Here is an 11,714-nt window from a genome sequence, read left to right on the forward strand (position 1 = left end):
AATTTTTGCCTCTAAATAAAATTAACACCCAAAATGACGAAAATGGATTTTATAAATCATTGTATAACAAATATTTATAATTACAACTAAGCAAAAAATAAAAAATCTGCGGAAGTCAGGAAAAAATTATTACTACTGATTTTATTTACATGCTCTTACAAGTACGGATTAACATTTCCTGATACCTTATTTACAAGACCACCTCTCACCGGAAGTGTTTCAACATCAACGAATTCAGGTATATCATTTAATCTAAAAGCATTAGAAGCAGTCAACATACTTGAAATCGCATGTCAAACATCCACAGCAACCAACGGCTATGAACTTTGGTATAATCCTGATAGCGTAAACGGTCCTCCCAACATTTCAGCAGCAAATGGTTGGATATTACATGAAACGGGATCAATCACAGGTATCGCCACAAACATGAATTATATTCAACTCACCAATCCGCTGATGATCCCAAAAGGAGAAACATATGGAATATTTTTTAGGTTGCTGGGTTCCAGTGTATTCTACACGTCAAATCCTACTCCTTCGGTTTTTACTACAAGTGAATTGCAAATCACTGTTGGATCACTGGTCGGGTATGCAGGAACCCCGCCTACGCCAACTTTGCATCCGCGTGGGTTTACAGGAGCCATAGTTTATGAACCTGCTGTTTTTGCCCCCAATGACGCCGGTGTAGCTTCCATTGATTCTCCCATGGCATTCTGTCCGGGTACTCACCCTGTGTGGGTATCGGTGCGAAATTATGGGACAAATCAGATTGATTCTGTTACCGTTAATTGGTCGGTGAATGGCGTAGTTCAACCACCCGTTTTTGTAAACCAATTGATTGATACAGTAAATGGGCTAGGTCCGAATCAAGTTTCAGTAAACTTGGGAACATTTAATTTTCTTTCAGGCCAATTTTATGAAATTAAAGCCTGGACTTCAATGCCCAATGGTGTGCCAGATACCATAAACAGAAACGATACGACGCAAAGGATAGTAACACCAGGTATGACTGGTACGGTAACTGTAAATGCCGGATTGCCAACAGGCTCTGGAAACTATCAGACCTTCAGTGAATTAGCTACAGCACTGAATATAGGAGGTGTTTGTGGGCCATTGGTAGTTAATGTAGCTCCATCAAGCGGCCCTTATTTAGAAAAAGTACACTTCGGCAATATATTGGGCACATCCACTACCAATACAATTACAATTAATGGAAACGGAAATACCATTTCATACACAAGTCCTAATACAAATGACCGTGTAACCTGGGAAATGGAAGGCACCAAATACATGATTATTGACTCCCTGACAATACGGAGTGACAGCGGTGCACAAGGCTTTAGTGTACGTATGCACGGAAATGCTGATTGGAACGTATTCAGAAGGTGTTCAATTATATCCTCAACGACTTCTACAAGTGTAGCGTATGCAGGTATTGTTCTAGGAGGATCTCCCACATCGGCGACGCTTTCCTCTACATCTGGAAGTAATAATCTGTTTGAATACAACTATTTTATTGGTGGATACTACGCAATTACAAATCTATCGGTGAGTTCCACCGATCGCGCAGAAAACAACAGAATTATCCACAATCATTTTGTTGACTTTTATCTTTATGGTGTTTATGGATCAAATCAGGATGACTGGGAAGTTTTTGGAAATGATATAAGCAGACCTTCACGAACAACTATTAGCACATTTTATGGCATTTACATGGTTACGAGCGGCAGCGGGGTCAAAGTCTTTAACAATAAAATTCACAATGCTCATGGTGCTAATCCGTATTCAGCCACCTTTGCTGGTTATCCGATATTTTTCAGTAGTGTATCAGGCACAGCAGCTAAACCAAACATTATTGCCAATAATTTGATTTATGATATTCAAACAAATAGAGTTTTCTACGGCATTTATTTATCCGGTATAACGAATCATACCAAAATTTTCCACAACACGGTTGTTTTTAATACTCTGTCAACTTCATCTTCCATTACTAGAATGATTTGGGTAGCTGGCACTCCTACAGAGGGTGTAGAAATTCGGAACAATCTACTTTATCTCGACAGACCCGGAACAGGCGACAGAATGCTTACTTATATCACAAGCAGTTCAGCTGCAGTTTGGATAAGCAATAATGCATACTATAAAGAACCGTCCACATCTATGGCGCCTGCATCTTTTTTCAGAGGCACAAGCTTTAATACACTTGCTGATTTTCAGGCATCTGGAAGCGACTCCAATAGCGTATTTACTGATCCCTTTTTTGTGGATTTAGCTAATAACGATCTCAGACCTTCGGCTCCACAGCTCAATAGTATGGGGAAAAATCTGAGTGGTCTGGTTCCATTTGATTTTGACAGTGTACCCAGAAGTACTCTTCCCGACCCCGGTGCTTATGAATTTGATCCGCCACCGGGTCCTAATCCGGGTCTGATAAGCTGGCTACAGCCTATCACACCAACTTGCGGAGATAGCGCAACTGTAGAAATTCGAGCTGGTAATTTTGGCCAGGATACAGTCAATACACTGACCATCTCATGGTCTATTAATGGTCAGTCTATGCCCCCGGTTACATGGAACGGAGTATTACCTACAGCATCTACAGTTGATATTATTTTAGGAACTTTTGCATTGTCTAATGACAGTATATATGATTTAGAAGCTACTATCACTGCCAGTGGGCCAGGCGTAGACACAGATCCCTCAAACAATAGTATAGAGCTTCTTGGATTGAGAAAAGGACTTTCTGGCGTATATACAATTAATCAATTAGCGCCTCTTTCCAATTCTAATTTTCAAACTTTTGAATCAGCATTTCAAGCATTAAGTCAGTTCGGAATCTGTGACAGTGTGACATTTGAAGTAGTACCGTTTACTGGTCCTTACATTGAGCAACCGGTGATAGGCGGACTTCAGCCAGATTCACTTAAAAAAGTAAAAATCCTTGGAAATGGAAATGAGTTGCGATTTACAGCTACTAATACCGACCAACGATACACCTTAGGAATTTTAAATTCTTCAAATATTGAATTTGATAGTTTAAAAATATTTGCCGATGGTGTGGGTACGACTCAATGGGGTTTGGCCGTATGGATTTCCAATTCCAGTGAAAATATTCTATTTAAAAATTGCTATTTCTTTGCAGATACTACTACTACCAGTTTAAATCACGGCTGTGTGTATGTAACACCTACATCCACATCCGGAACGGGAATAGGGGTTGTAGCTCATCGCATCACTTTTGAAAATTGCACTTTTGAAGGTGGTTATTACAACCTGGCGATAAGCGGAGGATCTACTCTTACTGATTTATCGGAAGACAATAAAGTAGTTAATTGTACATTTAAAAATCCAGCTTTGTATTCTACTTACTTCCGAGGGCAAAAAAACTTTGAATTTATAGGAAATGACCTGTCGCGAGCAAGCCGAAGTGTTGTGAGCACATACTATGGATTTTTCATTATAAGTGCACATAGCGGATTGAAAGTTCTTAATAACAAAATTCATAATACCCATGATAATGCCACCACTTTAACTGGTCTTTCTTATCCAATTTATCTAAGTGGAACATCTGACGCGAATGCTCCTGCAATCGTGGCCAATAATATGGTGTATAACATCAATGGCAGTGGTACTGTATATGCTGCTTATCTCATAACCCAGGACAATCTCACATTTGCTCATAACACTATTGCAATAGATGAACCTCTTGCAACTGGCACTGGTATTACACGTGGAATATGGGTAACCGGTACTCCGACTAATCTGAATATTTTAAATAACATAGTGTGGCTTAACAGAACTCAAACTTCCGGCACAAAACACATTGTATACCAAACAACTGCCGGTACATCAGTGAACTATAATAACAACGCCTATTTTACTTCAGATCAAAGTGTGGTATTTGGATTTAATGGAAGTGACGTACAAACTTTTCAAGATTGGCAAGCTTTAGGAAGAGATCAAAACGCAGTTTTTACCAACCCGGCTTTTGTCAATCCGGCTAATGATGATTTTACTCCTCAGTCCGGTTCAGTAAATAATATAGGAGCCAATCTCCTAAGCCTTGTACCAACAGATATCAATGGTGTGGCCCGCACAGCCACTCCCGACCCCGGGGCTATCGAGTTCTCCCCTCAGCCTTGCTCTGGTGTATGGGCTCTAAGTGCTGACAGCATTTACCCTCAGGGAGTTTTTCTGAGCTGGGAATCGATGGTCGATACCTTTGAAGTCGAATGGGGTCCCGTTGGCTTTATTCCGGGTAGCGCTCCAGGTACAACCATCGCTGGAATTACTAGTAAAAACTACAACCTCTCACTTCCAACTGTCAATACTTGTTTTCATGTATATGTCAGAGAAGTTTGTGGTAGCTCTTTCGGCCCTTACACAGGCCCACTTCTGGTCTGTACTCCTATCGAATTTGACGCTGAACTTGAGGAGATTGTGGGCATCACCAATCAGTTTTGCGGTGATAGTACTACTGCTGTTCGTTTCGCCGTCAAAAACAATGGTTTCGGCCCAATTACATCGCTGCCGTATCAGTTTGCCATAAGTGGCGATATCAACCAGACCTTTTCGGGTACATTCACCACACCTATACCTCCCGGAGGCAGAGATACCATCACCGTCGGTACGCTTAATACGTATCAAGGCGGTCTTGTAACCATCACAGCTTCCGTAAACCTAACCAACGACCAGGAAAATGGCAACGACAGCATCAACAAGAACGTGACCATAATACCCTTTGCGCCCAGAGCTTTGTCTACTCAAGCCTGCGCAGGCGATACCTCTGCTACCTTGGTGGGGTTGCCTTTACCCGGTGTGAGATACAGGTGGTTTGATGCTCCTACGGGGGGTACTCTCTTAGGCACCAATGACTCCCTAACCATCGGCAACATCAATGTTCCTTACTATCTGGAGTATCAAAGTGTAAGTGACTCCCTATTCGTATCCAATGCCGGAGGCACGGGCTGTACGCATGGCAATATGTTTGACCTGATGTCGCCCACAGGAGTCAGTATTACAGGCTTTACACTCATTCCACTGTCCACAGCTACCAATCACCAAGTAACTATCTGGATTAAAACAGGCAGTTGGCAAGGCTCGACTCAGGCCGACTGGACTCAGGTATATTCTACCACCATACCTTCGGTCACCATCGATGTGCCCTTCTTTGTAAGCCTGCCCACACCAATTAACCTCACTCCTAATCAGGTCACGGGCTTCTATGTGCAGCACAATGCCAGGTATAGCACCGGCTCACTCACAGTATCAAATGCCGACCTGACATTTATCTCCGGCAACGGGCACTGTTCAGCATTCGACTATTGCTGTAATCCAAGGGTATTCAACGGCAGTATTCATTACGGCAAACAAGCCTGCTCCAATATCCGCACTCAGGTAAATGTGGATGTAATCGATACCCCCACCGCAGCCTTCACCTACACCATCAGCAACTATACGGTGAACTTCTCAGGCACCTTCACCGATGCCGACTCGGTGTACTGGACCTTTGGTACAGCAGGCAGCAGCAGCCAGCAGAATCCGACCTTCACCTTCCCGCAAAACGGGGTGTACCCGGTGTGCGTCACTGCCTTTAACGCCTGTGGCTCAACTACCGTGTGCGATACCCTTACCTTCAGCATCGGCATCAGCGAAATCTCCCTGCAAAACCGCCTGAAGGTTTATCCGAATCCGAATGCCGGTGTGTTTGACGTGACCTTCAGCGACGACGTGGCCGAGCTGCCCATCGAAGTCCTTGACCTCTCAGGAAAAGCCGTCTATCGCGCCACCTGGAAGAGTGCCTCCGGCCACTACCACGAGCGGCTCGACCTACAAACACTACCAGCCGGCACCTACATGCTGCGCATCCACTCCACCACAGGCCAGCTCACCCGCAAGGTGGTAGTGAAGAAGTAAGATTTATTTTTAATTTTTTAATTAACAAAAGCCCTTAAAAAAAGGGCTTTTGTTATTATTTATCAGATTCTTATTACAAAAAAGGTCGTTTTCAGATATTCTTAACATCAAAATTTTTAACTTTGAAAAGTTTAAAAACAGAGCTATGAATAAAATTATTACTCTAATTTTTACGTATTGTTTTGTGTATCTCTCATCTGGCCAGTATAACACTTTTGTGACAGTTCCCCCATTATCAGGTGGTGGAAATACTCTCGGAGGAATCTGCTTCAATTTAACTACCAACAAACCCATAATAGTTGATAGCTTATTGAGCTCCTTCAGTACTTCTTCAGGCGTAGCTACTATTTGGTATAATCCACAGCGAATTAATGGACAACCTGCCGGAATCAATGCTGCCAATGGCTGGATTCAATTAGGTCAATCGCCCACATTCAGCGGTATCAGTCCCTCCTCAACTCAGCCGATACCACAAGTAGTTCCTGCTTCTGTGGGTGTAATCATGCAACCCGGTGACACATTTGGTTTTGCCATTCATTGGACTGGTAATGTATTTTCTACCACCAACACCAATATTCCAACATTTACAGATGGTACAGTGACCATTATCGTAGATGCAGCAAGTGCTTTTACTTTTAATCCGGGTCAAACCTCCTTTTTTAATCCCCGGCAGCTAAATGGGGGCGTAATGTATCGTCTATTGGCTAAAGCGCCCAACGATGCCGGAGTAGCATCTATTGATTCACCACAGGTATTCTGCCCCGGAATTCACCCTGTGAAAGCTACCATTTTCAACTATGGAAATAATGTAATTAATAACGTTACAGTGAATTGGAGTGTTAACGGAGTGACACAAACCCCTGTAACTGTAACCACACCTTTAGATACAATCGGTGGTGCAGGTAATAGTTCACTTCAAGTAACACTTGGAAGTTTTAATTTCATGGCAGGTGTCAATTATATCATCAAAGCCTGGACTTCCAATCCTAATAACCAGGCTGATACGGTAAATACCAATGACACAGCCACCGTCGTGCGAACACCTGCTATATCAGGGACTTTCACCATCAATAGCGCATTGCCAACCAGCGGAACTAATTTTCAAAGTTTTAATGCCTTTGCCAACACAGTGAATTCAACTGGCATATGCGGTCCTGTGGTGGTGAATGTGGCTCCAAATTCAGGTCCATACAACGAACAAGTAACTTTTACTGAAATACCGGGCACTTCACCAACAAATACGATTACTATCAATGGAAACGGCAACACAATACAATTCTCTCCTGTGACGGGAGCCCGCCACATCATTCAATTAGATGGAACAGATTATATGACGATAGATAGTCTCAATATCGTTACTACTTCTACAACCTTCGGCTGGGGGGTCCATCTTTTTAATAATGCTGATCACAATGTGATTCGCCGATGTACGATTGACATTAGCAGCGTGACTTCAACGACCGTATCAAACTCAGCAGGTATCGTGATGAGCGGAAGCCTCACTTCTGCTATATCAGCAGGATTTACAGGTAGTCATAATTTGTTTGAGCACAATACTATATTAGGAAATCCGGCAGGTGGACCAGGATATGGTATAAGCTTATATGGGGAATCTACCGGTAATGCTTCTGATAATACCATTCGGTTTAATACAATACTAAACTCCTATTCAGATGGAATAAGGGTATCTAACATGCCTAATACAACGATTGAGAACAATCTGATTACTAGACCTACTAAAACCGGAACTACGACTTTTAACGGAATTTATGTTTTGGGTTCTACCGGGGTAAATGAAAACCTCATTATTCGCAACAATCGCATTTGGGAAGTCGGTGGTTCCATACCAGCAACAAATACCTCTACGTTCGCCGGAATATATGTAATATCTACCGGAACATCGTCTGGTAATAGGGCTCTAATTGCTAATAACATCATTAGTCTTTCAGGTACAAATGGCACCTATAACGGCATTTGGTTTACTCAACCTCATATTAATGTGGTTCATAATACCGTGCATATAGAAAATACTACCTCAACTACAGGGCTGACCAGAGGTATTTTTAATGGTGCAATTGCGGCTAACAGTACCGATTACTGGATACGCAACAACCTAGTTTATATCAATAGAACCGGCACATCTAGCAAACATTGTATTGCATTAAATAACCCTGCCGGTGTAAATTCTATTATAAACAACAACGCATACTTCATCGTCAATCCACCTGCTAACAGTGGAGTTGGTCAGCTTACAAGTACCAACTTTGCAACACTTGTCGACTGGCAAACTGCTGACAACGGAGCTTATGACCAAAACTCTGTATTTGGTGATCCGCTGTTTATCAATACAGCTGCATTAAATTTTGAACCTTCAGCACCCTTCTTAAACGGCGTAGGAGCAAATTTAGGTACCCTTATTCCAGAGGATATTAACGGTTTTATTAGGCCTACATTTCCCGTACCTGGTGCTATTCAGTTTGCTCCACCTCAAGGTCCTGATCCTGGAATCCAGACTTTTATACAACCTTCCGGATCAATTTGCGGAACATCTGTACCAGTAGAAATTCGGGTAGCAAATTTTGGAATTGATACCGTTTCAACCTTATCCATTCAGTGGAAGGTAAACAATATTGTAATTGATACGGTACAGTGGACTGGCACACTTGCCCCTACTTCTTTTGTAGATATTCTCCTTGGTACCTTTTCAGTTTCACCAAATGTTTTATACTCAATCGAAGCAAAAATTGTAGCTTCAGGCCCGGGTGCGGATGTAGATGCTTCAAACAACACCCTGACCTTATCAAATGTGCGTACAGGACTTCAGGGCACCTATACCATCAATGCACTAGCACCGGCATCCGCTACCAACTTTCAATCGTTTAATGACTTTAATGATGTTTTAAAATCTGCCGGTGTTTGTAGTGCAATCACAGTGAATGTAGCTCCTGGATCCGGTCCTTATACTGAACAGGTAACATTTGAAGAAGTGGCTGGAGTTTCATCTACCAACACAATTTCAATAAATGGAAACGGAAATACAATTCAATTCAACCCCACTACCAATGCCCGGCACATAATTCGTCTGACAGGAGCCAAGCATTTTACCATAGACAGCCTCATAATTGTGACTACTGCTACGGATTTCGGTTGGGGAGTTTGGCTGGACAACAATGCCGACAGCAATACCATACGCAACTGTACCATTGATATCAGTGCAGTTACCAGCATCACTCTGTCCAATTCAACCGGAATTGTAATGACCAATAGCGCCACAAGCGCCATTACTGCCGGTGCTACTGGTTCATATAATTTGTTTGAAAAGAATACCATCATCGGTAGTGCATCCGGTGGGCCAGGGTACGGAATCATTCTTTATGGAAATGCTGCAGGAGATGCGAAAAACAACATTATTAGAGATAACATAATTCTTAATACATATGGTGATGCCATACGTGTTTCAAACATGCCAAATACGACCATCGAAGGTAACTACGTTGAGAGGCCTGATCGCACAAATACTACAACCTTTTACGGAATTTACGCATTGGGCACTGCCGGAGTCAATGAAAACCTCATCATCCGAAACAATAAAATAGTAAATATCGCGGGCGATTTACCAAACACAAATACCTCGAGTATGGCCGGTATTTATGTGACTTCAGCCGGTCCTGCTTCCAGCCAGAGAGCTTTAATCGCTAACAACATCATCGAAATGTCAGGTACTAACGGTATTTATTCAGGCATATGGATATCTCAACCACTGATTGATATCGTTCACAATACCATTTTCATAGAGGAATCAACCTCTACTACCGGTCTGACTAGGGGTATTTACAGCTCGGCAACCACAGCTAATGCATTTGATGTGCGCATTCAAAATAACATTGTAAGTGTCGATAGAGCAGGCTCGTCCACTAAACATTGTATCAACATACTGAACACTCCTACAAATTATCAAATTGACAACAACGCGTATTTTATCACAACAGGTGATGTAGCACAATTAGGTTCCACTTCATTCCAGACATTAAGTGATTGGCAAGCCTCAAATAACAACCTTTATGACCAAAATTCCGTGTTTGCTAATCCGTCGTTTATAAGCCCTTCTACATACAATTTTACACCACAATCCGGGGCAATCAACAATATTGGAGCCAATCTCCTAAGCCTTATACCAACAGATATCAACGGGGTAGCGCGTACTACTACTCCCGACCCTGGGGCTATTGAGTTTGTGCCTCAGCCCTGTACAGGTGTTTGGGCTCTTAGTGCTGACAGCATTTACCCTCAGGGAGTTTTTCTGAGCTGGGAATCGATGGTCGATACCTTTGAAGTCGAATGGGGTCCCGTTGGCTTTATTCCGGGTAGCGCTCCAGGTACAACCATTACTGGTATTACTACAAAAACTTACAATCTCTCACTACCATCTGTAGGCACATGCTATCATGTGTATGTGCGCGAAGTATGTGGGTCATCCTTCGGCCCTTATGTAGGTCCACTTCTTGTGTGTACACCCATTGAGTTTGATGTAGAAGCAATAGCGCTAATAAGTCCTGAACATTTAATATGTGGCAGCACGAATACCGAAATAAAAATGGTGGTGAGAAATAATGGAATTTCATCATTATCAAACATTCCTTTCGAAGCTCAAATTACTGGAACTATTAATCAAACACTTTCACAGACTTATGCCGGCCCACTAGCGCCAGGAGACACAGATACCGTACTTATTGGTACTTTAAATACATCTAATGGTGCAGATGTAGTGATTAATGCCTATGCGGATCTAGCCACTGATCAAGTTAAAGACAATGATTCAATTACTAAAACAATCATTCATATTCCTGTAATACCTAAAGCAGATACTGCTTTTGTGTGTGCCGGAACAGACACAATCACTCTTCTAGCACAGAACTGGCCTGGAGTAGAGTACAATTGGTTTGGCTCGGCCACCGATACTGTTCCGCTGGCAACCAGCAATTCATTCTTCGTTCCTTCCGTTTCTACTCAAAATACATATTACCTCGAGTACAGTTCACTAACTGGTAGTCAGACTTTTACCTATTCGGCGGGTGATATCCAATCAGACAGAGATTTCACAACGTTACCTGGGGCGTCAGCTTGTCCGGGTGTTTTGACCATAAATCTGCCCGTCGGATTTATTGTGGATTCTCTCGATGTAGAATATGACTTTACTGCAATGGCGGGAGGGTGGATGAGCGATCAGCGTTCACAGTTGCGATGCATTACTACCGGACAGTCTGAAACCCAGCTTGCTGTAGGAACAGGCTCCACTAGTGGTACTCTGAATTACAAAAGAACCGGTTTGACCATAGCCAACGGGGTTGTGACAGGACCTTTAGTTTTTGAGCTTCACGCAGGCAGGACATTCGGTGGAAATGGCTGTGATGCCTCTCAGAATTTTATACCGAATAATACCTGGAAAATAACCCTATATTATCGGGGAACGCCGTGTTCCAATGTGCGCATACCCGTCACTGTAGGAATAGCACCTCTGCCCACCGCAGCCTTCACCTACACCATTAGCAATTATACGGTGAACTTCTCAGGCACCTTCACCGACGCCGACTCGGTGTACTGGACCTTTGGTACGGCAGGCAGCAGTAGCCAGCAGAATCCGACCTTCACCTTCCCGCAAAACGGGGTGTATCCGGTGTGCGTCACTGCCTTTAACGCCTGTGGCTCAACTACCGTGTGCGATACCCTTACCTTCAGCATCGGCATCAGCGAAATCTCCCTGCAAAACCGCCTGAAGGTTTATCCGAATCCGAATGCCG

Annotated in this window: 2 protein-coding genes; both read left to right on the forward strand. The window is 42.9% G+C overall.

Annotated features, from left to right (window positions below; genetic code table 11):
- The first annotated feature begins 426 nt into the window (after positions 1 to 426).
- Complete coding sequence (locus tag EIP89_RS11100) at positions 427 to 5,916, forward strand: T9SS type A sorting domain-containing protein (RefSeq protein WP_124398757.1); 5,490 nt, start codon at positions 427 to 429, stop codon at positions 5,914 to 5,916.
- A 145-nt stretch (positions 5,917 to 6,061) separates the two neighbouring features.
- Positions 6,062 to 11,714 (forward strand): right-handed parallel beta-helix repeat-containing protein (locus EIP89_RS11105; RefSeq protein WP_124398758.1); only part of this gene is annotated, 5,653 nt, incomplete at its 3' end.

It is taken from the genome of Thermaurantimonas aggregans (assembly GCF_003851885.1).
In the GTDB taxonomy this organism is placed as follows: Bacteria; Bacteroidota; Bacteroidia; order Flavobacteriales; family Schleiferiaceae; genus Thermaurantimonas; species Thermaurantimonas aggregans.

Bases quoted from the DNA above. Each gene is read 5' to 3' on its own strand.
- EIP89_RS11100 (WP_124398757.1), top strand. From the start codon at position 427: ATGAATTATATTCAACTCACCAATCCGCTGATGATCCCAAAAGGAGAA.